The sequence below is a fragment of the Chryseobacterium sp. TB1-D10 genome (genome assembly GCF_059803555.1).
Window position 1 is genome coordinate 141258 of the sequence record NZ_JAPFHB010000001.1, and the last position, 22798, is coordinate 164055.

19 protein-coding genes are annotated in these 22798 nt (G+C 35.4%); 9 read left to right on the forward strand and 10 right to left on the reverse strand.

Annotation, left to right across the window (positions count from 1 at the left end; genetic code table 11):
- Positions 1-171: 171 nt before the first annotated feature.
- On the forward strand, positions 172-3051 hold the full coding sequence (locus OPU68_RS00680; RefSeq protein ID WP_498472022.1) for a carboxypeptidase regulatory-like domain-containing protein: 2880 nt from the start codon (positions 172-174) through the stop codon (positions 3049-3051).
- A gap of 10 nt (positions 3052-3061) precedes the next feature.
- Positions 3062-4468 (forward strand): M949_1556 family lipoprotein, encoded by a 1407-nt coding sequence (locus tag OPU68_RS00685; protein WP_498472023.1) that lies wholly within the window; start codon positions 3062-3064, stop codon positions 4466-4468.
- A gap of 58 nt (positions 4469-4526) precedes the next feature.
- Here the strand turns inward: OPU68_RS00685 and OPU68_RS00690 are convergent, their stop codons facing one another.
- The 4 genes from OPU68_RS00690 to OPU68_RS00705 are packed head-to-tail and all read right to left on the reverse strand — an operon-like array spanning position 4527 to position 6973.
- Complete coding sequence (locus OPU68_RS00690; protein ID WP_498472024.1) at positions 4527-5120, reverse strand: DUF4126 domain-containing protein; 594 nt, start codon at positions 5118-5120, stop codon at positions 4527-4529.
- A gap of 44 nt (positions 5121-5164) precedes the next feature.
- A complete protein-coding gene (gene rnpA / locus OPU68_RS00695) occupies positions 5165-5536 on the reverse strand; it encodes a ribonuclease P protein component (RefSeq protein WP_498472025.1) in 372 nt (123 codons plus the stop codon).
- Positions 5537-5544: 8 nt separating this feature from the next.
- Positions 5545-6270 (reverse strand): tRNA threonylcarbamoyladenosine dehydratase, encoded by a 726-nt coding sequence (locus OPU68_RS00700; protein ID WP_498472026.1) that lies wholly within the window; start codon positions 6268-6270, stop codon positions 5545-5547.
- Positions 6263-6973 (reverse strand): TatD family hydrolase, encoded by a 711-nt coding sequence (locus OPU68_RS00705; RefSeq protein ID WP_498472027.1) that lies wholly within the window; start codon positions 6971-6973, stop codon positions 6263-6265. Before OPU68_RS00705 ends, OPU68_RS00700 begins: the two co-directional genes overlap by 8 nt.
- Before the next feature lie 155 nt (positions 6974-7128).
- Here OPU68_RS00705 and OPU68_RS00710 point away from each other — a divergent pair, with 155 nt between their 5' ends.
- Positions 7129-7758 (forward strand): TetR/AcrR family transcriptional regulator, encoded by a 630-nt coding sequence (locus tag OPU68_RS00710; RefSeq protein ID WP_498472028.1) that lies wholly within the window; start codon positions 7129-7131, stop codon positions 7756-7758.
- Here OPU68_RS00710 and OPU68_RS00715 read toward each other — a convergent pair.
- On the reverse strand, positions 7755-8897 hold the full coding sequence (locus tag OPU68_RS00715; RefSeq protein ID WP_498472029.1) for a serine hydrolase domain-containing protein: 1143 nt from the start codon (positions 8895-8897) through the stop codon (positions 7755-7757). The two genes, OPU68_RS00710 and OPU68_RS00715, sit on opposite strands and share 4 nt — an antisense overlap.
- A gap of 80 nt (positions 8898-8977) precedes the next feature.
- On the opposite strand from OPU68_RS00715, the gene OPU68_RS00720 reads away from it, so the two are divergent.
- Positions 8978-10279 carry a M48 family metallopeptidase gene (locus OPU68_RS00720; RefSeq protein ID WP_498472030.1) on the forward strand — a complete coding sequence of 434 codons (1302 nt, stop codon included), beginning with the start codon at positions 8978-8980 and terminating at the stop codon, positions 10277-10279.
- 18 nt (positions 10280-10297) lie between these two features.
- On the opposite strand, the gene OPU68_RS00725 is transcribed toward OPU68_RS00720, so the two are convergent.
- Entirely contained in the window at positions 10298-11827 is a 1530-nt protein-coding gene (locus OPU68_RS00725) for a hypothetical protein (RefSeq protein WP_498472031.1), read from the reverse strand.
- Between the two features lie 128 nt (positions 11828-11955).
- On the opposite strand from OPU68_RS00725, the gene OPU68_RS00730 reads away from it, so the two are divergent.
- On the forward strand, positions 11956-13197 hold the full coding sequence (locus OPU68_RS00730; protein WP_498472032.1) for a DUF445 domain-containing protein: 1242 nt from the start codon (positions 11956-11958) through the stop codon (positions 13195-13197).
- Between the two features lie 7 nt (positions 13198-13204).
- Here OPU68_RS00730 and OPU68_RS00735 read toward each other — a convergent pair whose 3' ends face one another.
- A complete protein-coding gene (locus tag OPU68_RS00735) occupies positions 13205-14131 on the reverse strand; it encodes a hypothetical protein (RefSeq protein WP_498472033.1) in 927 nt (308 codons plus the stop codon).
- A 70-nt stretch (positions 14132-14201) separates the two neighbouring features.
- Positions 14202-15869, reverse strand: coding sequence for a DUF6909 family protein (locus tag OPU68_RS00740; RefSeq protein ID WP_498472034.1), 1668 nt, complete (start codon positions 15867-15869; stop codon positions 14202-14204).
- Positions 15870-16217: 348 nt separating this feature from the next.
- Here OPU68_RS00740 and OPU68_RS00745 point away from each other — a divergent pair, with 348 nt between their 5' ends.
- Together OPU68_RS00745 and OPU68_RS00750 are read left to right on the forward strand one after the other, a co-directional pair.
- Entirely contained in the window at positions 16218-18416 is a 2199-nt protein-coding gene (locus OPU68_RS00745; protein ID WP_498472035.1) for a glutamine synthetase III family protein, read from the forward strand.
- A gap of 222 nt (positions 18417-18638) precedes the next feature.
- On the forward strand, positions 18639-19298 hold the full coding sequence (locus tag OPU68_RS00750) for a C40 family peptidase (protein ID WP_498472036.1): 660 nt from the start codon (positions 18639-18641) through the stop codon (positions 19296-19298).
- 95 nt (positions 19299-19393) lie between these two features.
- Here OPU68_RS00750 and OPU68_RS00755 read toward each other — a convergent pair whose 3' ends face one another.
- Positions 19394-20410 carry an aminoglycoside phosphotransferase family protein gene (locus tag OPU68_RS00755; protein WP_498472038.1) on the reverse strand — a complete coding sequence of 339 codons (1017 nt, stop codon included), beginning with the start codon at positions 20408-20410 and terminating at the stop codon, positions 19394-19396.
- 57 nt (positions 20411-20467) lie between these two features.
- Here OPU68_RS00755 and xrtF point away from each other — a divergent pair, with 57 nt between their 5' ends.
- The gene (gene xrtF, locus OPU68_RS00760) at positions 20468-20998 is read left to right on the forward strand and encodes an exosortase family protein XrtF (protein ID WP_498472039.1); all 531 of its coding nucleotides are present in this window, start codon (positions 20468-20470) and stop codon (positions 20996-20998) included.
- A gap of 375 nt (positions 20999-21373) precedes the next feature.
- Complete coding sequence (locus tag OPU68_RS00765) at positions 21374-21799, forward strand: exosortase F system-associated membrane protein (RefSeq protein ID WP_498472040.1); 426 nt, start codon at positions 21374-21376, stop codon at positions 21797-21799.
- Here the strand turns inward: OPU68_RS00765 and OPU68_RS00770 are convergent.
- Positions 21796-22794 carry a cation diffusion facilitator family transporter gene (locus OPU68_RS00770; RefSeq protein WP_498472041.1) on the reverse strand — a complete coding sequence of 333 codons (999 nt, stop codon included), beginning with the start codon at positions 22792-22794 and terminating at the stop codon, positions 21796-21798. The genes OPU68_RS00765 and OPU68_RS00770 overlap by 4 nt on opposite strands.
- Between the last annotated feature and the right edge of the window lie 4 nt (positions 22795-22798).

The following is a 22798-nucleotide window of genomic DNA, read 5'->3' on the forward strand; positions in this document are numbered from 1 at the left end:
AAAAATCTTATGTTTTTGACAATTGATAATTATGTAGCAATTAATTGACAATTTGTTAAAATAAAAAAAAATGTTAAAAAGTATTAATTATCAAAAATTTATATACATTTGCCTTCCGTGTGTAACGGACTGTATATTAGAAAAAAAGAGCAAACAAAACCTAATTGATTTATGATTAAAAAATTATCATTAATCTCCTTATTTACAATGCTTCCGGCATCATTTTACTACGCACAGACTACGGTTTTTGCATACCTGAAAGATGCTGACGGGAAACCGGTAGAGAAAGCACAAGTAGATCTAAAAGGAGAAGGTAATGGTGTTTCGGCAGACAAAATTGGATATTTCCAGTTTGTAGATTTGAAAACCGGACATTATCAGATTGTGGTGACAAAGCCAAATTTCGAAACAAAAACTTTGGAATTTGACATTACCACAGAAAAAAGAAAAGACCTGGGCGTTATTACCCTTTACTCTACATTAACCGGAGCAGATCAAGGTCTTGCAATCCTGGACAATTCTGGAGATGAAGATAGCGGACAATCCTCAACGGTTGGTCTTTTGCAATCTTCTCAGGATGTTTTCAACAGAATCGCAAGTTTTGACCTAGGTGCATATTGGTTCCGACCAAGAGGCGTGGACGGAAGAACTTCCGAAAACATGCTGAATGGTGTTTCTATGGTAAAATCTGATAATGGAAATGTAGATTTTTCTAACTGGGGAGGTCTTAATGAAATTGTAAGATACCCGGAAATTGCCGCAAACCATTCACCTTCTGAATATGCTTTTGGAGGATCAAGCGGTGTAATTTATAAAAACACAAAAGCCAGTGAGTACAGAAAAGGTTTCCAGGCTGTTTACTCTATCACAAACAGAAATTACAGACAAAGAGTATCTTTAAGATATACGTCCGGAATGTCTAAAAGCGGTTGGGCATTTACATTGATGGGTGCTAAAAGATGGGCGGAAGAAGGCATCCAGGAAGGAACTTTTTATGATGCTTACGGAACTTATTTAGGTGTAGAGAAGAAAATCAATGACAATCATACGATTACATTCAATGCTTTTGCATCACCAACAAGAAGATCTACTTCGAGTCCTAATACACAAGAAGTTTACGATTATAGAGGTGTACATTACAACTCATATTGGGGTTGGCAGAATGGAGAGAAAAGAAATGAAAGAGTTAGAAAAACATTTCAGCCACTTTTCCAGTTACAGGATTTCTTAAAAATTAATAAAAACTCTAATCTTTGGACTTCAGTTTCTTACCAGTTTGGAAAAGATAAAGGTTCTAGGTTAGACTGGCAAAGTGTACCAAATCCTTCACCTACATATTACAGAAATTTACCGAGCTATTTCGGATCATTGAATCCTGATGCATTTACTTTGGATCCAGCTACAGGAAATTATCTTGCCGCAGGTGACGCATATCGTTCATCAAAAGCTGCTTGGGAAAGTGGAGATCCAAGTGTGACTCAAATAAACTGGAATAGACTATATGCTGCTAATATAGGGCAAGATCCTATCAACCAATACGGAGTAACTGGTAAAAGAGCGTTATATTATCTTGTAAATGATGTGAGTGATGATAAGGTTTGGAATGCAGCAACGCACTACACTTACAATTTTACTGATAAAGCTAAGTTTATGTTGAACATTTCTTATCAGAACTACCGATCAGAATTATATAGAGAAGTTAATGATCTTCTAGGAGCAGATTTTGTACTCAACAGAGATCCTTTTGCTGCAACTAATAATCCTGGTACATCTGCTTTATACAACGAAGGAGAAGCTAATATTGCTAAGAAAGAGGGTGATAGATTATTATATAACTATATTTTCAGAAGACAAGAAGCAAAGGTAAATCCTGGTTTTAAATTCTCAGAAGGCAAATTTGATGTTTTTGTATCGGGTCTTGCAGGATATTCAACATCTAGTAGAGAAGGATTGTTTAAGCATTATCTCTACGCAGATTCTTTTGGAAAAAGCAAAGATTATGAATTCTGGAATTTTGGTTTAAAAGGTCAGATTATTTATAAAATTAATGGAAGAAACTTCTTAGTTTATAATGGTAGCTATTTCTCTCAAGCACCTTATTTAGAAGATCTTTTCATTAATCCAAGGCTTAATGCATCTGTTGCGCCTAATATCAAAAATACTGTTGTCAATGCTAATGACTTAAGTTATGTTATCAATACGCCTTTATATAAAGTTAGAGCATCTGTATATTTAATTGATACTCAGAATGAAACAAATGTTCAGAGATTCTTTGCAGATGGTATTCAAATCGATAATTCCCTTACTGGAGGGACAACAGATACGAATACTGGCGGACAATATATTCAGAGTGCTTTTGTAACTCAAGTTATGTCTAATGTTGAGAAAAGAAATATCGGAGCAGAACTTGGCGTAGATTTTAAATTGCTGCCAACTCTATCCTTACAAGGTGTTGCCAGCTATGGTCAATATACCTATCGTAATGATCCCAACGTTTACTTTGCATCAGATGCAATAGGTGTTTTTGGAAACGGACAATCTTTTGTAGATTTCGGAAAATCGAATCTTAAGAATTATAAGCAAGGCGGAACGCCTCAAATGGCTTTTTCTGCTGGTTTTAGATACAGTTCCCCGAAATACTGGTGGGTTGGAGCAAACTGGAACTATTTGGACAACAATTATTTAGATCCTTCTGCATTGCTTAGATCTCAGAGTTTTGTACAAAACAGCAATACAGGAACACCGTATGCAAACGTGAATGATGAGGAATTAAGAAGATTATTGGCACCAAACAAACTGCCTGCTGCATATTTCATAAATGCAAACGTTGGTAAGTCTTGGTTGATGGGCAAATATTATTTATTGATCTCAGCGAGCGTAAATAATATTTTTGATAATACTAAATATATTACCGGAGGTTTTGAACAAACAAGAAACGTGAAGTTTGATGGCTTTCAGGAAGATTTTAACAGAAGTCAAACATTATTCGGTCCTAAATATTGGTATACACAAGGACGTTCATATTTCGTAAATTTACAAGTAAGATTTTAAAATAAAAAAAATGAAAACATATACAACAATCAAAACATTGGTTTTCTCTGCAATGGTTGCAGCAACCTTTTCTTCGTGCGTCAAAGATGATGACTGGAACACACCAGAAATTCTTTGCAACAACAGATTCGACGCACCTACAATAGAAATGGCTGCTTTTGCAGCTAAAGCACCTGCAACAGGTACTTACAAAGTTCCTGCAGATGGTGCAGCCGTAATTTTTGATGCCTACATCGTCTCATCAGACGAGAATGGTAACTTTTACAAAACAATTTCATTCCAGGATAAACCTGAAAACCCAACAATTGGTTTACAGATGGAAGTTGATAAAGCTTCTAACTATGCTGATTTTCCTGTGGGAGCACACGTGCGTATCAAGGCAAATGGCTTGGTGTTAGGTTTAGATAGAGGAACAATCAAAATTGGATCTATCGATCCCACTTATGCTATAGGAAGAATCCCAAGTATACTTCTGACAAGATATCTTGCTGGTGTTTGTAATGGAAGTAATAGACTTGATATTGCTACCCTTGTTCCTACAAAGTTAGCATCGTTGAAAGATGCGAAAGCTGAAAAGTATATAAACACTCTGGTAACTGTAGAAGGTGTTCAGTTTTCTAAAGAGTTGGTATTGCCACAACCAAAAACATTTATCAATTATATAGCAGGAGTGGGACAAGATACTGACCGGGACATTGTAGATAAAACTGGTGAAACAACCGTAATCAGAAATTCTGGATTCTCTACTTTCGGGGCAAATCTACTACCACAAGGGTCTGGAGATCTTACATTTGTTGTTAGTCGATATAACAGTGGGTGGCAAATGCTGATCAGATCTCTTAAAGATATTAATTTTAATAAAGATAGATTCGCAACAGGTATTATTGGTGGTTCATCAATCACATATTCGGGATCGTATACAGAAAATTTTGAATCATATCCAGCTAATACTTCAGCACCGTTTTTCAATAATTTTCCAAAGTATATCAATTATGCAGAGTTAGGCAGCAGATATTGGGAAATTAGATCATTTAACAGCAACAAATATATTCAGCTTTCTGCAAATGGAGCAAGTGGAAATATTCACACATATTTTATTGTTCCTGTAGATTTTACTGCTGCAAGTACAATGGCATTTAAAGTGAATGTTGGTTTTTATAATGGAGATGCTTTGAAGGTTTATACAACAACAAATTATACACCGGGTTCAGATATTTCAACTGCAACACTAGCGGATATCACTTCAACCTTTACAGTTCCGAAAACGCCTAGTTCAGGATATGGAACTTTAGCTCCTGCTGGAACATATAACATTCCTGCGGCTCTTACAGGAAATGGATTTGTAGTTTTCAAATATGAAGGCGGTAATCCTGGAGTTACTACAACAATACAAATCGACGATATTGTTGTAAACTAAGATTAGATTACAATTGATTTTAAAATAAAAAAGACCGCAATTTGCGGTCTTTTTTATTTTAAAATATCCCGGAATTCTGCGTTTTCATCTTCCGCCAAAGTTTCCTTCCAAAAAATAAAACAAGAACAATTAATACCATCGCAAAAATAAAAGCAAGAACAGGAAGAAAGATAGAAAGAACAGACATCAGCCCTGCGCCGGCAGTTTCTGTGGTCGCAACCAGATTATTTCCAATTCCGGCTGTTGTAGCTGTCGATGCGGCTCGTGTTCCGGCAAATCCTGAAGCAATCGTCGCAGCAGTTCCACCACCGGCAATCAATGCTAAAGCCCATTGCGGAAAAGTCCCCAATTCCATAAACTGGCTGGCAAACAAAACAGATCCGGCAATAGTTGCCAAAGGAATTGATAAAGTATCGAGAAAATTATCAACAACCGGAATGTAGTAAGCAAGAATTTCGATTACAGTTGCAACGCCTGTTGTTATTAATGTCGGCAATCCGGACAACCATTCGAAGTTGTCACCCATTGGAATCCACCCAAGGTAAGAAGCAAGACTCACAGCAAATAATGGTAAAAAGACACGGAAACCGGAAGCAGCAGCTAATCCAATTCCGATAAAAGTGCTTAATAAGTAAGGTAAGATATCAGCCATTTGTAATTTTGTTTGAGAATAAAATTACAAATTAATTCAGGATATTATTCAGATTTCTTTTTACAGAGATTAATAAACTGTGTTTCAACCACAGAAAAGTTCTTCGGCATTTCTTTGGAAGCCCAGAAAATCATCACAATAGATTTTTCTTTGAAAGCTTCCAGATAAGTTGCTTTGTTTAGACGATAACATTCTCGCAATAAGCGTTTTATGCGATTTCTGTCTACCGCTTTTTTGAAAAATTTCTTTCCAACAGAAACACCGATTCTGTGATTTGGAACAGAAAAACTTTCATTAGATTTGATGTGAATTACCCGGATATTGTCCACAGTCAGCCACTTACCTTTCTTAAAAAGATGGTCAATTTCCGATTTTCTTTTCAGTTTTTCGTGAGTGGGGAAACTGTTTATTTTCATCGGAAAATTTATTCTTTTCCGGTTAAGTAATTGATAACTTCTGCTGCTACATACAAGCCGAAAATAGCCGGAATAAAACTGATTGTACCATAAAAAGAACGTTTAAAATTGGTTCCGTCCGTCATTTTCAAGCTTTCTTCGTCTTGTAATTCGGTAGAGAAAACACAACGGAAACCTTTGTCGATTTTCTCTTTTTTCAGTCGTTTTCTCACTTGTCTAGCGAGCAGGCAATTGTTGGTTTTATGAATATCGCGAACCATTACTTTGCTTGGATCAGATTTTCCACCTGCGCCCATTGAGGAAACAAGCTTAGTTTTAGTTCTTCGACAAGCAATGATTAATGCAATTTTTGGTGTCAAAGAATCGATGCAATCTAAAACATAGTCGAATTTTTCGGATTGTAAAATTTCCCGCATTCTTTCCGGTTCCAAAAACTCATTGATTTTGGTAAGATCAAGTTTTGGATTTATGTCCATCAATCTGTCTCCAACCAACTCAACTTTATGTTGGCCGATTGTGGAATGAAGTGCAGGCAATTGACGATTGATATTAGTAATATCTACAACATCGCCGTCCACAATTACCATTTTTCCGATGCCGGCTCTTGCCAGAAATTCTGCTGCAAAAGATCCAACGCCGCCCAAACCAACTACCAAAACTTTAGCGTTTTGAAGTTTTTCAATGCCTTCTTCTTTTATCAATAATTCGGTGCGTTCCAGCCAAAATTTATCCATTCTTAACAAGATGATTTAAGTTTTCCCACATTTGATTTTTCAAATCTTCCAAAGCAATAGATTTGATTTCAGACACTTTTTCGTAAAGCTTAATGATCTCAAAATCAGAATCGTCTGTTTCCAGAAATAATCTTTGGATGGGAATATTTTTAATTATGTTTTGCAAAGATAAGTTTTCTAATGCTGCATATCCAAAACTCAGGTAAAAGCCAGCTTCCAAAAGTTCCTGAGCGATATTTTCTTTCTTATTAAATCCATGAATGATCATTGGAACTTTAGCGTTTTTATAATGCAAAAGCTGTGAAAATCTTTTTACACAATGGATTATAATTGGTTTTTTAATCTCTTCTGCCCAGGCAATATGGTTTTTGAAAACTTCGTTTTGAAGGTCTTCATTAACGGAAATCAATCCGTCTAATCCACATTCACCGATCGCAAGACAGTTGTCTGTAATGGAAATCGTTTTGATTTTTTCAAAGTCGGATTTCCAGTTTTCAGAAATATCTTTTGGATGAAGACCAGCAGAGAAGTTTCCACTCGAAATTTCTTCATTAAGATTTAAATTGTAAATCCCAACCTGATTCAGTTTATGATGATGAAAATCCAAAAAATCCATAGTCAAAGATAAGAAATTAAAGTTTTTGGAACGGTCAACTATAGTTTCTAGTATGACTTTGCTCAGATTAGATCTACATAAGTTCACTCGATTTCCAATTGTTATTTGGTTAAAAATCTCAGGCAAAAGATATTATGAATGAATGACAAATAAAGCTGATTGGATCAAATTATAAATGAAAATAAATTAAATGTTAATTAATCAAAAAAAATGTTAATTTTACATAAGATCTTTTTTGATATATGAGAAAAAAATTTACAGAAAAACAAATCAATATTTTGGATGTTGCAGAAGAATTAATTGCCAAAAAAGGCTTTGATGGAACCTCTGTGCGAGATATTTGCACAAAAGCGAATATCAATGTGGCAATGATCTCATATTATTTCGGATCCAAGGAAAAGATGATGTCTTACCTTTATCAATACCGTGTTCAGCGTACAAAAGAGAGTTTTTCTGAATTTGCTCAGACGATAAAAGAAGGGAAACCGGAGATGCAGATGAAGGAGATCGTAAACTATATCGTGTCTTTGCTGTTCAAATACAGCTATTTTCACGGTTTTGTAACTCAGGAAATCAGAACTCAGGATAATGTGAAAGATGATTTGCTGGAGTTTTATCAGATTTGTGTGACAAGGTTGGATGATATTGTGAAAAAAGGAATTGTTTCCGGCGTTTTTCACAACGCTCCGAAATCTGAAGACGTTCTTACAATGATCATTGGTTCTACATTATTTGTAATCAGAAACCGTAATTTTTATGAGTTGTATATTCCCGCAACCAATGATGCCCAGTATATGAAAGAAGCGGAACAAAAACTTAAAAGCAGTATTTTGCTGAGTGTTTTCGCGCTTTTGGATTACGAAACAGATTAATTTTTATTAGTCAGTTTCAAAGCTTCATTAATATAAAATTCAATATCTTTCGGACGGTTTTTAGAATCCTTTGCCTCGCCTTCCTTATTTCCAAGTCGTACGATAATCATCTCATATTCCGGCACAATAATCACATACTGGCCGTAAAGCCCGCGAAGATAGTAGTGGTGAATTTTCGTATCATAGTTTGTCCAAACACCTAAACCGTAAACACCGTTTGAGTTTTCTGTAGGTGTGGTCATTAGATCCACAAATTTTTCATCAATTAAAGGCATATTCTCAAGCTTACCTCTATTCAAAAGTAAAGAGCCGATTTTTGCAAAATCACGAGCGTTGGATTGGATGCAGCAAAAGGTTTTTTCTATACCCAGATTATCTGTTGACCATTCAGCGTTTTGTTCCATTCCAAGAGGTTTCCAGAGTTTTGCTGAAGCGTAGGAAGCGAGCGGCATTCCAACAGATTTACCGACGGCAAATCCTAAAAGCTGAGAGGCGCCACTTTGATATTCAAACTTCTCACCCGGACTTTGTTTGAATTTTGTCTGAAAAACAACATCTGCAGTGGAAAAACCATAGTAAGCTTCGGCGTTTTTGGAGAAAATATCTTTGTAATCTTCTTTCCAGTCCAGTCCGGCCTGCATAGAAGCGAGATTTCCAAGAGTGAGGCTGTTTCCAAACTCCTTTCCGGAAAAATCTGGGTAAAAATCTGAAAATTTCTGATTAATCCCTGAGATTCTCCCATCATCAATAGCTTTTCCTAATAATAAAACAGTGACTGTTTTGGCGATTGAGAAAGAATTGCTCGCTGTATTTTTATTGTAACCATCCCAATAATGTTCCTGCAAAATTTTCCCATGCTGAATGACCAAAAATGAAACTGACTCTGTCTCTTTAAGATGTTTTTCCAGTTCCGGAGACAATGGTTTTTTATTATAGTTAATGTCAGTCTGCCAAGGTTTCGGATAGCCTTTAGAAATAAGATGTGAAGGAAAATTCTTCCCGTCATCTATTATAGAATTGGTTTCTCCTTGGAGATATGTGAGTCTGATTGCGCTAAAAAGATAATTGTAACCTGTGATGTAAATCAAAAGTATCAGAGAGGCTAATATCACCAGAACAACTTTAATTACTTTTTGCATTGAATAAAACTTTACTTACAAAAATATAGATAATGTGATCATGATAATGTGAAAAGATTATTTTTGTTAAAATTTTGTTGATGAGAACAATTGTATTGATTTTGATGCTGGGTATTTTCTCTTTAAATCCTGCTCAGATTTACAAACCGATTGATACCGCAGATTATCCGGAGCGGAAAAACTTTTTGAATACTTATACCAAAGACAGCGAGCTTTTTAATAAAAGACAAAAAGAAAAGTACGAAGGTAAAACCGGACGCGAGCTTTCAAATTCGTTGTCGAGATTTCAGAAATATTTTCAGGATGAAGTGAAAAGCAAAAATTTTGTTTTCAATACCGTATTCAATAAATATGTAAATAATGTTGTTGATCAAATATTAAAAAGTAATTCTCTTAATTACCCAAATCTAAAAATCCTTGTAGAAAAAAATAACACGCCAAATGCCTATTGTATGGGCGACGGAACTTTGGTTGTGAATATGGGACTGTTTTATTGGGTTGATAATCAGGACCAGTTTGCTTCCGTCATTTGTCACGAGCTTGGACATCTTTTTCTGGATCATTCCATCAAAACGCAGCTGGCCGATATGACACTGGAAAAAAACGGAAAAGAAGAAGTGAAAAATCTGGCTCTCATTCAAAATAACAAAGGCGAAAAAGCGTATCAAATTTATAAGAGACAATTGTACAAATTCAGTGCAGAAAAGAGAAAGCAGGAAAACGAAGCAGATTCTCTTGGTTATATTTATTATTTAAAATCAAACTTTGCAAAAACTGAATTTAAAAATGCTTTATTGACACTGAAAAAGTTTGACACCATTTCTCCAAATGTTGTGAAAGCCGAAACTTACAAGCAGTTTTTCGACTTGCCGCAACATCCTTTTAAAGAAAAATGGCTGCAAAAAGAAGACTTTTCGACCTACGATTATTCTCATTACAAAGATAAAATTGACAAAGATTCTGTGGCATCTCATCCGGAAATGGATCTGAGAATCAAATATCTGAATAAACAGTTTCCGGATCAAAACGTAACTACTAATAAAGTTGAACCTTCCGCCGAATTTCAGGAGTTGGAAAAAATAGCAAAACTTGAGTTTCTTCCCAATTATTATCAGTCTGAGGATTTTGGTGCAGGAATCTATTCTGCCTTACAACTCTTGCAAAAAGAAACTCAGGAAACAGAATATTACAAATATTGGCTTGGGAAAAACTTCGAAAAAATCTTTGAAGCCAGAAAAAATTATAAGCTCAATCGCTATCTGGACAGGGTAGATCCTAAAAATCAGGACGAAAGCTACCAGCAGTTCCTCAACTTTATGTGGAATCTGAGTCTGGATGACATCAAATATATTGCTGAATTCTACAATAAAAAAAGTCTCTGATTTACAGAGACTTTTGCTTTAGTAATTAAGGCGTTCCAGTCGAATTTTGTTATACTTTTCTTTTTTATTGAATTCTCTCAGCAAGATGTAGCCTTCTTTGCCAACATAAGGCAAAACCGTAAAATCATCTTTGGCAGAAATCGGAACTATTTCCTGTTTGAAATTCCCGTCAATCAAAGTATTGATGTAAAGATTCCAGTTTTTTTCTTTCGTAGCAGAATCTTTCACGTAATCTCTGTAGAAGAAAACTACGTCTTTCCCATCATTCAGATATTGTGAGAAAAGATAATCCGAGTTGGACCATTTTGATTTTTCCTTTTCAAAAATTTTCACGCCTTTCTTTTTAAAATCCTTATCTGTAAAGACATATACAAGGTCTGTAGTCTTCGGCGCGCTGTATTCGCCTTCAGGTTTGTATTTTTCCAATATCATTCCTACACTGCCATCTTTTAAGAAAAATGCATCCCTAGGTTCCAGGAAATATCCGGATTCTACCATTCCGTTCTCTTTTATTTTTGGAATTTCTACAGTAAGATCCAGGTGATCAAGATCCTGGACGCTGGTCTCAAAAGATTTTTTATCAATCAGCAATCTCGTGTAACCAATTTTTCTGAAATTATTAGTGATATGACTGCCAAGCATAACGATTTTATCATCGATGATTTTATCATTATCAATGTTGCCGAAGCTGTAGGAAAACAGGCTTGTAATGTAATCCAAAGTTTCGTTGTTCAGAACGTCTATCTTTTTCATGCTGACTTCTTCGCCGGTTTTTGTGTCAAGCACCAGGAGAAAATACTGTTTGTTTTTTTCTGCCGTTTTCTTGACAAGGAAAAACAGATTCTTTTCATCTTTCTCGATTAAGGAAATTTCTTCGCCTTGTTTTTTGTTTCCGCTTTCGTTGTATTTGTATCGCCAGATTTCTTTTTTGTTTTCATCAAATTTGATCAGGCTGTTTTGATTAACGTAATTTCCGTAATCGTTATATTCCACAGCGATGTAGCCGCCTTCTTTGATTTCCACCACATAAGAAATATAGTTATAGCCTTTCGCTTTTTTCTCTTCTTTGTTTTCTTTTTTGGCGCTTTTCCAGGATTTTTGCTCTGTTATTTCTTTGAAATTTCCATTGTCATAATCGTAATAGATTTTTCTTTTGATGGAATTATCTTTCAGATCGATGATCATAGAAGAAGGTGTGAAAACAGTTTTATTAGTTACATATTCACGATCAAGACTTGAAGGTTTTAAGATAATATTTCCCCGGAAATCCATATACCCGAAGTAATCGCCCGCTGTAATATCGCCTTCGAATTCTTTATTAGCAATTGGATTCAGGTTTTTGTCAAGAATTACATATTCAAATTTCTTTGTCTTATCACTGTTTTTGCCGTAAGAATAGATGGAAACATAACCGAACAGATTGTCCTTTTGATCAAAGATCGCATTGAAACCAAGATAATCACCTTTTGCCAAAGCGTATAGATCCTGAGACTGAGAAAATAGAAATGATGAAAGAAATAACATCATTAAAATGGAAAGTTTTTTCATGGAATTGTTTTCTGCCACAAAACTAAAAAAATAAAAGTCTCTTTTCGAATTTATCCAAGTGATTTTCAAGGGAAATGCTCGATTATTTGACTAATTTTGTTTGGAACGATTTTCGATTTTCCGTGATTATGAATGATGAATTAAAAAAACGACAACTACGGAACCACAAAATGCTTGCTACAGGATTATTTATCTTGATGGCAGTTGTATTTGTTTTGATGACGATTCTCCAAAAGCAAAATCATTCACATTGGATTGGTTACATTCGGGCATTTTCGGAAGCTGCGATGGTCGGAGCATTGGCGGATTGGTTTGCTGTGACAGCGCTTTTCAATTATCCTTTGGGAATCAAAATACCGCACACTAATTTGATTGAGAATTCTAAAGAAAAAATTGGAGACAACTTGGGAAATTTCGTCGTTGAGAATTTCCTTTCGCATCAAAATATCCGGCCTTACATTCAAAAACTAAAGGTTTCGGTTTATGTTGGCGATTGGCTTTCAAAAGATAGAAATCAGAATGTTTTGATCAATGAATTGTCATCGATTTTAATTAATATCATTCATAAACTGGATGATGAAACGGTTGTGAAATTCATTATGAACAAAGCCGAAGAGATGGCTGATTCTATTAAATTGAATTCAATCATCGGAAATGGAATCGAATATATCCTTAATAAAAACGACCATCAAAGATTGATAACCGGACTCAGTTCTCAAATCAAAAATTACATTCTTGAAAATCAGAAATTGGTGACTGAGCGCGTGGAAAAGGAAAGTTTTTTTTTCATTCCAAAATCTGTTGATTCTAAAATCTCTGAAAAAATAACAAAAGGTTTGAGCGATTATTTCCGGGAAGTAGAAGAGGATATGAAGCATCCGTTGAGAACAGAAATTACAAACAAGATTTTCGAATTCTCAACAGAACTGAAAGAAGAACCGAAATGGGAATCGGAATTTGAAAATATAAAATCAGAATTTCTGCAAGGTGAAAAACTGAATCAATATTCCCATGACATCTGGCAATCTCTGAAATCATCATTGATAAAAGAATTGACAGACCAGGATTCCAAACTGAAATTTTACATCAAAAAAAATCTGGACGAGTTTGTTTTCAATCTTCAGAATGATGAGCAATTCCAAAATAGAATAGATAATTGGGTAAGATTAACTGCCTATAAATACATTTTGAAAAACACGAAGGGTTTCGGCGAATTAATAAGCACAACCGTCGGGAATTGGGAAGGAAAAGAACTCAGCCGAAAACTGGAATTGGAAGTTGGGAAAGACCTTCAGTTTATCCGGATTAATGGAACTATTGTTGGTGGTTTGGTTGGGTTGATCATTTACACGGTTGCGAATTTTATATAATGTAATATTAGAAACTTCTTACATTATTTTTATTCAGATAAAAATGAGCGTAAATGTCTCCCAGACGATCGTCTTTGAATTTTTGATAATCATTGTATGGTGCTAAGCAATGCGGACAACAAAAAGGATTGTAATATTTGAATTCTCCATCTGTTGTTTTAGGGAATTTCTTCTCTGTTTTGGCTAAAATATTTTCATCAAAATTTTGCTCGTAGTAAGAAGGCATTTCTCTTATTTTGTCAAAACTCACCATTAAAGTTTCTTTACTGTTTGAAGAGTAAAAATATTGAGTATCAGAGAAACCTGAGTGGTAGAAATCTACTGAAAAACTTTCTTGACAAGAGTCACAAATACAAATCAATCTAATATTCCCGCCATCGTGATGACCAATATAATGAAGACCTCTTGCAATCATTCCTCGACCAATTAATTTTTCATCATTCTCTTTGCGATGCGATAAATGAAATGGCTGAAACCTCAAATATTCAACATCTAAAGGTTTTTTATAAAGAAGCTGTTCCATATCCTTGTAGATTGCACCTTCTATTTGTACGGAAAAATTACCATTAGTCCGTATTTCACAGTCAAAAATTTGACCGTCAAGATTGGGATTAGAATATTTCGGCTCTACAATGAAAGTTTTAATAAGTTGATTGTTTTCAAAAATTCGAATTTTAGGAACTTGACCTTCCAGAATTATTATTTCTTTTTCAATATCTGAAAGCCCTGAATATAAATGATGATTTTGAATATATATGTTATTTCCTTTAATTGTAATGCGGTTCTTAGAGTCTAAGATAAAATCTTTCTGTGCATCTGAAAGGCGCGGATATTTTTTTTGGAAGCTGTTTTTCCTTATTCGTCCCATAACGAATAAGAAAATTGAAAATAGAAACAGTAAAAGTGAGATTCCGCTGCTAGTAAAAAATTCCATATTTCAAATGTAAAGAAAATAAGTCCATAGAATATTCACGAAAAAACCTCCCATTAGGAGGCTTTCAATTTTATTTCTGTTCAAGAATTTTCTCGATAATTTTATGAGTGATCATATAAGTTGGTTTCACACCAGTCAATCCAAGTCCGCCGGAAGATAGGGTGCTTCCCGTTTCCAAAGGGTTATCCGAAGCGTAATAAGCATACATCACAAACAGATCCGGAGAAATATGATGGCGGATTTTGCTCGCTACCTGAATCGCTTTTTGGTAATGCGCACCTTCCATTTCCAGTCCGATGGCTTTCCACGAAGTCGTCATAAAGTAAGAAAGAATATCTTTGTTTTGAAGCGATGTTCCCAAAACGGTAACCATTGGTCCTTCAAAAGCTTTTACTTCATCATCAACAAAATCTTGGAGTTTCAAAGCGTTTTCGAAAGTGTAATTGTCCGCTGTTCCTTCGAAGATGTGAGACGTTGGGATCATAATATCACCTTTTCCGCCAGTTAAGATTCCGGCTTTTCCCATTATGGAAACTGATTTCACTTTCATCATATAAACTTCGCCGTTCACTTCGTAAGGTCTTAATAATTCGTCCATTACCTCAAAAGCCTGCTCTCCGAAAGCGTAATCGAAAACTAAGATTACATCGTCGCCTTTGTATTTCTGTCCTGAGAAAACCGAATTTTTAAGTTCAGTTTTAGCAAGGTCGATGATCTGAACATCAATGTTACTTCCGCTGTGGTCATCAATATAGATCATTCCTTCTTTCAAGGCGTGATCTAAGACTTTGGTTTGAAGGTCTTTTTTATTGCTGATGTCAGCAAAAAGTTTGTAATCAACTTCTTTCGTTCCTTTTTTACTAAGCGCATCGTTGGCGAACAACATATTCTTCACAGAGTGCATATTCGCACTGATGATGTGAAGTGGACGCATATGAAGATTGTTTTCTACCAAAACCTGTTTGATCTTGTTTGCCCATTTCTCTCCGAAAAGGTGATGGCCAACTCTTTCTTGTAGGATTGATGAGAAATAAATTTCTCTTTCACTTATTTCTTTCCAATCTGTCAAACTTACTTGTCCTAAGTAATAGATGATTTTAAACAGACGATCTGGATTGTTATCGTCGCCGAAACTATTGTAAGCATTAAGTGTTTCATCAAATGTTCTTCCTAAGAAAGAAGAAAGATGAATTAAAGCGACTTCTTTTTCTTTTCTGCTGTGCTTTTTCTCACCCTTTGCAACTTCTTCAATGATCTTCCAGATGCGTCTTGGCCTGCCATCTTCGCTCAGATCAAAACCGATGTTTCTGATTTTGTCAGCTTCAAGATATAAGAAGGTAAGGTGGGTCAAAATATCATAGATTTCAGAACGTCCTAATAGAACCTCGATATTCATTTGGTGTTCATCGATTCTGTAGCAATTTCTACGTCTTTTCTTAGGAACTATTGGTTCGAAACTTCCTTTATCAAAACCTTCGTCGGAAGTCAGATGGATGAAAGAACATTCCTCAATCCCTTCTGGAAGACGATCAAGAACATAAAGTAAACCGTCCAGTTCTATCTTGTTGGGAATACTCATACTTCCGTAGATTTCAGGATTGATGACCATTAAGAGTTTTCTTAATGACTCGCCTGAAACACCTGAAGGTTTGAAAAATCCTCTGTAAAATAAATGTCGCATCGACACGTATAATCTTTCGATAGCCTCTGTGGTTTCTCTTGCTCTTGAATTTGCCATATATTAAAATTTTTATAAAAGTCTGCGAAGTTACGAAATTTAATTTAAATATTTAATTTATTGATAATCAATTATTTAATTGGATATTTTGTAAATCAACAATCGGACTTAAAATTAATCTTTCTCTTTAATACTTAGAAATGATTGTCAAAATAAATTTTATTCATATTTCGATAACAATAATAAAACACTGCATTTTTTATTTTAAATTTAAATTAGTCTAATTTTTTAGGGGTTGATTAAAGATTAAAATTTAAATCATATAAAAATGACTATAATTTTTAAGGGGTAATTTAATTTGAATTTATATTTTTTGTAAATTTGCCACGTTTAAAACAACAAAATTTTATGTCAACATTAAGATTTAAAGCCTTAGCCGAGCTTCCTTTCAGAAATTACAGAAGAGATAATTTCGTAGAAGTTCCTGCAAAACTATCCGAATTGTTTTGTCAAAACGTATTCTCTGAAGAAACAATGAGAGAATATCTTACAAAAGATGCTTTCCAACTATTAATGGAAGCTTCTAAAAAAGGAACAAAAATCCAAAGACACATCGCTGATCAGGTGGCTGTTGCTATGAAAGATTGGGCGTTATCAAAAGGTGTAACACATTACACACACTGGTTTCAGCCTTTGACAGGAGCAACTGCAGAGAAACATGATTCTTTCTTCACACCAATTGAAGGAGGTAGAGCAATCGAGAGATTCAGTGGTGGAATGTTGATCCAGCAGGAGCCGGATGCTTCTTCTTTCCCGAATGGCGGCATCAGAAATACTTTTGAAGCAAGAGGTTATACCGCTTGGGATCCGACTTCTCCAGCTTTCATTATGGGAACCACACTTTGTATTCCTTCGATTTTTATTTCTTATACCGGTGAAACTCTAGATTATAAAGCGCCTTTATTAAGAGCATTGAATGCAGTTGATGAAGCTGCAACGGATGTTTGTAAAGCTTATTTCGATAAAAATGTAACTAAAGTTTCTCCCACGCTTGGTTGGGAACAGGAATATTTCCTGGTAGATACGGCTTTGTATCAGTCTCGTCCGGATTTGGTTTTAACCGGGAAAACTTTGCTTGGACATTCTCCGGCAAAAGGTCAGCAGCTGGACGATCATTATTTCGGTTCGATTCCTACCAGAGTTCTTAACTTTATGAAGGAGTTGGAAATCGAATGTATGAAGTTGGGAATTCCAGTTACAACTCGTCACAACGAGGTTGCTCCAAACCAATTCGAGTTGGCACCAATGTTTGAAGAAGCGAATGTTGCGGTTGATCACAACTCATTATTAATGGACATTATGGCAAGAATTGCTCATAAGCACCATTTCCATATCTTATTTCACGAAAAACCATTTGCCGGCGTAAACGGAAGTGGAAAGCATAACAACTGGTCTTTGGCGACTGACACTGGCGATAACCTTTTGAGTCCAGGGAAAAATCCAAAGAAAAACCTTCAGTTCCTTACTTTCTTTGTGAATACTTTGAAAGCGGTTCACGATTATGCTGATTTATTAAGAGCATCTATCGCATCTGCGAGCAACGACCATAGATTGGGAGCTAATGAAGCGCCGCCAGCAATTATCTCTGCGTTTATCGGAAGTCAATTGTTCAGAGTTCTTGAGGAATTAGAAAAAGTAACAGACGGGAAATTGTCTCCGGAAGAAAAAACAGAATTGAAACTAAACGTTGTTGGTAAAATCCCTGAAATCCTTTTGGATAATACCGACAGAAACAGAACATCTCCTTTTGCTTTTACGGGAAACAAATTCGAGATCAGAGCAGTTGGTTCTTCTGCAAACTGTGCGGAAGTAATGACGGTAATGAATGTCATCGCTGCAAAACAATTGAGAACTTTCAAAAAAGAAGTGGATGCTTTGATTGAAACTGGTCTTAAGAAAGATGAGGCGATCTTCAATATCCTTAGAGAATATATCAAGCAGTCTAAGAACATTATGTTCGAAGGTGACGGATATTCTGATGATTGGGCAAAAGAAGCGAAGAAAAGAGGTTTGAACAATCTAAAAACAACGCCTGAAGCTTTGAAACAGGAATTGGACAAAAAATTCGTTGATCTTTACGAAGAATTAGGAATCTATTCCCACAGAGAGTTCGAAGCCAGAAACGAGATCAAACTTGAGAAATATTCTACGGTGATCGACATCGAAGCCAGAGTATTGGCAGACATCGCAAGAAACCATATTATTCCGGCAGCTCTTAATTATCAAAACAGATTGATCGAGAATGTTAAAGGTTTGAAGGAAATCTTCGATGAGAAAGAATTCAAAACTTTGGCAAAAGAACAATTGAGTCTAATTTCTGATATCTCTGGAAATGTTTCCCAAATCAAAATTGGAGTAGATTCTTTGCTAACTGCGAAAGAAAAAGCTAAAAATACCGCAGGAAGCCAGAAACAAGCTGAGGAATATTGCAATAAAGTAATCCCTTTATTTGAGAACATTAGAGAAGCTTCTGACGCTTTGGAAATGATGGTGGATGACGAGCTTTGGCCAATGACTAAATATAGAGAACTCTTATTTACGAGATAGACAAACTCTAAAACGTTAAAGAATCTTAACTAAAAATAAAACCGCAAAGTCTAAAAATAGGCTTTGCGGTTTGTTTTTCTTTAACATTCTGCACGAGACTGTTAAATTATGTTAAACTGGAGAGCTGCCAAATTGATTTGGGAGACCCTTCCAAGAGTAATGGCTAAATTTGCTATGCAATCACAAAAAACCTACCCAAGTTTAACAAATAATTAAATATATATGAAGAAAAGAGTTCTAGTTTATTTCTTATTTGTCGCCACATTTTTTTCATTGCAATCTTGCGTTTCCAATTATGTGGTTTCTAATACACAAACATACAAAAGCGATGCCAAGTTTGCTTCCCTGAATGTTAAAGCTGTTACTAATAATTCTAATAACAACAAAGGTCAACAAGTGTTAGCAGCTATTGCTAATACGAACGATGTGATCAAACGATCTGCAATAGAAAATGCGATCAAACACAGCAATACAATAGATAACATCTTATCCGAAGCTGAAAGTTACCTGGGAACTCCTTACAGATACGGAGGGACTTCCAGAAGCGGAATAGATTGTTCAGCATTCGTATTGTCAGTATTTGGTGCAGCAGCTGGGATGGATCTTCCAAGAGTTGCAGCACAACAGTCACAAGAAGGTGATTCTGTAGAAAGAACCGAGTTACAAAAAGGCGATTTGGTTTTCTTCTCACACAGAGGCAGCAGAATCTCACACGTTGGGATTGTAGAAGAAGTTACAGCAGAAGGAGAAGTCAAATTTATCCACGCAGCAACGTCAAAAGGTGTAATGGTTTCATCACTAGCGGATAACTATTGGGGACCGAAATTCAGATTCGCTAAGCGGGTTGTAAGAGAGAACAGATTAAGTGTATTAAATAATTAGAGAGACTGAAAATATTCAGAAAAAACCTCAGAATTCATTTCTGAGGTTTTTTATTTCTATGAAATCAAAAGAGGACGATTTTTAAATTAAATGATCTAATTAATAATCAAATTCTCGATCTTAAACTGAATGTCCTGAGACTTCAATTTCTTAATGACAGCATTCAGTTCCGGGAACTCAATTGACATTTCTTTCCAGTTTTCACTCAATTCAAAAATATTCTCAATTCCCTGCAAAAGACTGGCTAAAAAATGCGATTTTCTCTGGATCAATCCTCGGAATCCATAAGCGCCCAAAACCTGCAGAAATCGCATCATCTTCATCCAGTTAAAAGATTGCTCGAGAGCTTTTCTTTCAGTCTCATTTTTCCAGAAAGATAAATAATATTCCAGCATTTCATCTTTGAGGTCATTTGGAAAATTCGCTTTTGCCTGATAAAGAAACGAGATTACATCATAACCAGCCGGACCTTCCATCGCGGATTGATAATCAATAAAGAAGACCTCATCCTTTTCATCCACCAGAATATTTCTGGATTGGAAATCCCGGATCATCAACACTTTCGGGCTAAGCTTTTGGATAATCTCGGAAATTTCTTTGAACTCTTGCAGCAAAGTCGATTTGTGATATTCGATTTCCAAAACATCAATCAAGAAATTCTTAAAATAATAAAGATCGTGCGTGATTGGCAGATCATCATAACTTTCATATTCAAAACTCTGGCTGAAATCTACTTTTCCCAAAGTTTTTGTTTGTAGTTGGAAAAGTGCTTTCAGGCTTTTCTTCACCAGATCTGTAACCCGATCCGATAATCCTTCATCAGAAATAACTTCGGACAAGGTCTGGTTTCCAAGAAATTGCTGAATGTAAAGATCTCTTTCCTCATTCATTAATAAAACCTTTGGCGTATTAAGGTTCAAAGTATTAAACAAATTCGAAAAATAAAAAAAAGCTTCGTTCTCTCGGATATTCTCATTATAAGTTATCACATATTTTTTCCCTTCGGAAGTAGCAATATAATTGATTCTCGAAGATCCGCTCTGCGGAAGTGTAAAAAAAGAATCGGCTTTCTTTCCTAAAAAACCCTCAAAAAATTTCTGGTGATGTAACATATTACAAAGTTATTAATTAATATTACCGAAACACGAAAAATTGTAATTTTGCAAACGATGAAAGATTTTTTACCGGTTCTAAAGATTTTGTTGCGATTTGTACTGATCTATATTGTTTTTGTACTGCTTTATCAGTTGTATCTTAATCATTATGATAGCGAGGTTGTAGATCCGTTCACCAGATGGGTTGCGAAACAAGTGGCATTTCTCCAGAATAAGTTCGGATTTCCTACAGATTTGTTAGACAATTTGAAACTTCACAGCATTCTTTTCCAAACGGACGGACGGTTCACAACCAGAATGGTAGAAGGCTGTAACGTAATTTCTGTAGCTATTCTTTTCTCAGCTTTTATCTTCGCATTCTATAAAGGCACTAAAACATTTTTTTATATCCTGGCAGGAATCATTATTCTTCATATCCTGAATGTTTCCAGAATTACCTTACTGAATATTATCTACCTCGAATATCCGCAGTACGAGAAAGTTGGTCACGATTATATTTTCCCATCGATTATCTATGGTGGAGTGATTGCACTTTGGTTGATTTGGATCCAGTACTTTGCACTTGACAGGAAAGAAAAGGCCTAACCTTTTCCAACATTAAAAATATCAGAAGACGGAATTAAAATTAATTTCGTCTTCTTTTGTTTTAAGAAATTCTTTTTTTAGGGAATAATGGTATAGTAGTTGATTTTATTTTGTAATTTTATCCCCTAACACACATAAAACAATGAAAAATAAATTTATTTACCTTCTGGCGTATTTCGATATATGCTATTTGAATCCATCCGAATTCCGAGTTCCAAGATTCATTTTCTAAAAATTCAACTTTTTTTATTGAAATTGATTTAGTGTAATTCTAGCCTCAAATGTTAGAACAATCACTTGGTCTTTTTCGGTGTCTAATTTTTGTAAAAATGATTATTTTTATATCAGTTTTGCAATGTCTTAATAATTCAGAAAATGCTTAGGTACTTTTATGTTTTATTATGCATCCTAGGATTAATAGGGATTCGAGCGGTAGAAGGCATGATTTTTTATGACCCTTTTCTTACTTACTTCAAATCTGCAGATCAAAGTGCCATCTTTCCAAGTTTTTATTGGGGAAAATTGTTATTATCCTATCTTTGCAGGTTTGGACTGAATAGCTTTTTTTCCGTTTTGATCATTCACTTCTTGTTTCAAAATAAAGCGTGGACAAAGCAGGCTTTACTCCTCATCACATTGATTTTTGTGATTGTTTTCCCGATTTATATTTTCTGTATTTATGACAAATTCCATTTCGGATATTTGTTTTCTTTTTACATCAGAAGATTTGTGATACAGCCTTTACCTTTACTTTTAATTGTTCCGATTTTTTATTATCGGAAAAAGATGAATTTGGACTAATTCTCTGCCGTATGTTTATCCGGCTGAGAAATATTTTCGCCATTCCATTCTACTTTTTTCACAAAGTTGTGCTGACGGACCGGGCAGTTTGCAATTTGGCAGATGGCGCAGGAAGTTGGTTTGCAATCATCCATATGAAAATTAAACTCTACAGTTCTATCGGTGTTTTCTGCAATCTCCTTGATCATTTCTTCCATTTGATTGTGAGCTGTTCTCAGTTCAAAATACCACGGTAAGGTAATGTGTGCATCGATGTGAAGGCGGCTCCCGAATTGCTGGATTTTCATATTGTGAACGTCTATCCATTCCTGTTTCCGGTTTTCGTTTAAGAATTCTGCCAATCTTCCCAGCATTGCAGGATCGGCTTCGTCCATAATTCCGCTCAGAGATTGCCGGATAATTTTATAGCCAATCGTAATGATATAAAAACCTAAAGCCAAAGCCACAAGAGAATCTATCCAAATTAATTTTGTGAAATAAACAATAATCAAACTGGCCACTACACCGAGGGTAGAAAATGTATCGGACTGGAGATGCTTTCCGGAAGAAATAAGTACGATAGAATTCTGCCGCTTGCCTTTCTGGATAGAGATATATCCTAAAACGTAATTGGCAATCGCAGTCGCAGCAATGATCCAGATTCCCCAATCGATTTTATTAAGGACTTTACCTGAAATTAAACTGTTGCAGCCTTCATAGATGATCATAATTCCGGCAATACTGATGAGAGAACCTTCGATAGCCGAAGTTACGAACTCAACTTTTCCGTGACCGTAAGGATGATTCTCGTCTCTCGGTTTTCCACCAAGATATAGGGCGTAAAGTCCCATAAAAGCACTGATGACATTTACGATGCTCTCCATGGCGTCCGAAAATACGGAGTCAGAATTCGTCAGTTTCCACGCAATAATTTTACCGATAAAAAGGATAATCCCGACCGCAGCAATCCATTTCTGAAAAGCGATACTGGAATTTTGTTCTTTGCTATTTTCCATTGCT

Coding starts and splice junctions, on each gene's coding strand:
- OPU68_RS00755 (WP_498472038.1), bottom strand. CDS start 20,410: ATGTTACATCACCAGAAATTTTTTGAGGGTTTTTTAGGAAAGAAAGCC.
- OPU68_RS00750 (WP_498472036.1), top strand. CDS start 18,639: ATGAAGAAAAGAGTTCTAGTTTATTTCTTATTTGTCGCCACATTTTTT.
- OPU68_RS00770 (WP_498472041.1), bottom strand. CDS start 22,794: ATGGAAAATAGCAAAGAACAAAATTCCAGTATCGCTTTTCAGAAATGG.
- OPU68_RS00690 (WP_498472024.1), bottom strand. CDS start 5,120: ATGGCTGATATCTTACCTTACTTATTAAGCACTTTTATCGGAATTGGA.
- rnpA (WP_498472025.1), bottom strand. CDS start 5,536: ATGAAAATAAACAGTTTCCCCACTCACGAAAAACTGAAAAGAAAATCG.
- OPU68_RS00685 (WP_498472023.1), top strand. CDS start 3,062: ATGAAAACATATACAACAATCAAAACATTGGTTTTCTCTGCAATGGTT.
- OPU68_RS00730 (WP_498472032.1), top strand. CDS start 11,956: ATGAATGATGAATTAAAAAAACGACAACTACGGAACCACAAAATGCTT.
- OPU68_RS00735 (WP_498472033.1), bottom strand. CDS start 14,131: ATGGAATTTTTTACTAGCAGCGGAATCTCACTTTTACTGTTTCTATTT.
- OPU68_RS00680 (WP_498472022.1), top strand. CDS start 172: ATGATTAAAAAATTATCATTAATCTCCTTATTTACAATGCTTCCGGCA.
- OPU68_RS00720 (WP_498472030.1), top strand. CDS start 8,978: ATGAGAACAATTGTATTGATTTTGATGCTGGGTATTTTCTCTTTAAAT.
- OPU68_RS00715 (WP_498472029.1), bottom strand. CDS start 8,897: ATGCAAAAAGTAATTAAAGTTGTTCTGGTGATATTAGCCTCTCTGATA.
- xrtF (WP_498472039.1), top strand. CDS start 20,468: ATGAAAGATTTTTTACCGGTTCTAAAGATTTTGTTGCGATTTGTACTG.
- OPU68_RS00740 (WP_498472034.1), bottom strand. CDS start 15,869: ATGGCAAATTCAAGAGCAAGAGAAACCACAGAGGCTATCGAAAGATTA.
- OPU68_RS00700 (WP_498472026.1), bottom strand. CDS start 6,270: ATGGATAAATTTTGGCTGGAACGCACCGAATTATTGATAAAAGAAGAA.
- OPU68_RS00765 (WP_498472040.1), top strand. CDS start 21,374: ATGCTTAGGTACTTTTATGTTTTATTATGCATCCTAGGATTAATAGGG.
- OPU68_RS00745 (WP_498472035.1), top strand. CDS start 16,218: ATGTCAACATTAAGATTTAAAGCCTTAGCCGAGCTTCCTTTCAGAAAT.
- OPU68_RS00710 (WP_498472028.1), top strand. CDS start 7,129: ATGAGAAAAAAATTTACAGAAAAACAAATCAATATTTTGGATGTTGCA.
- OPU68_RS00725 (WP_498472031.1), bottom strand. CDS start 11,827: ATGAAAAAACTTTCCATTTTAATGATGTTATTTCTTTCATCATTTCTA.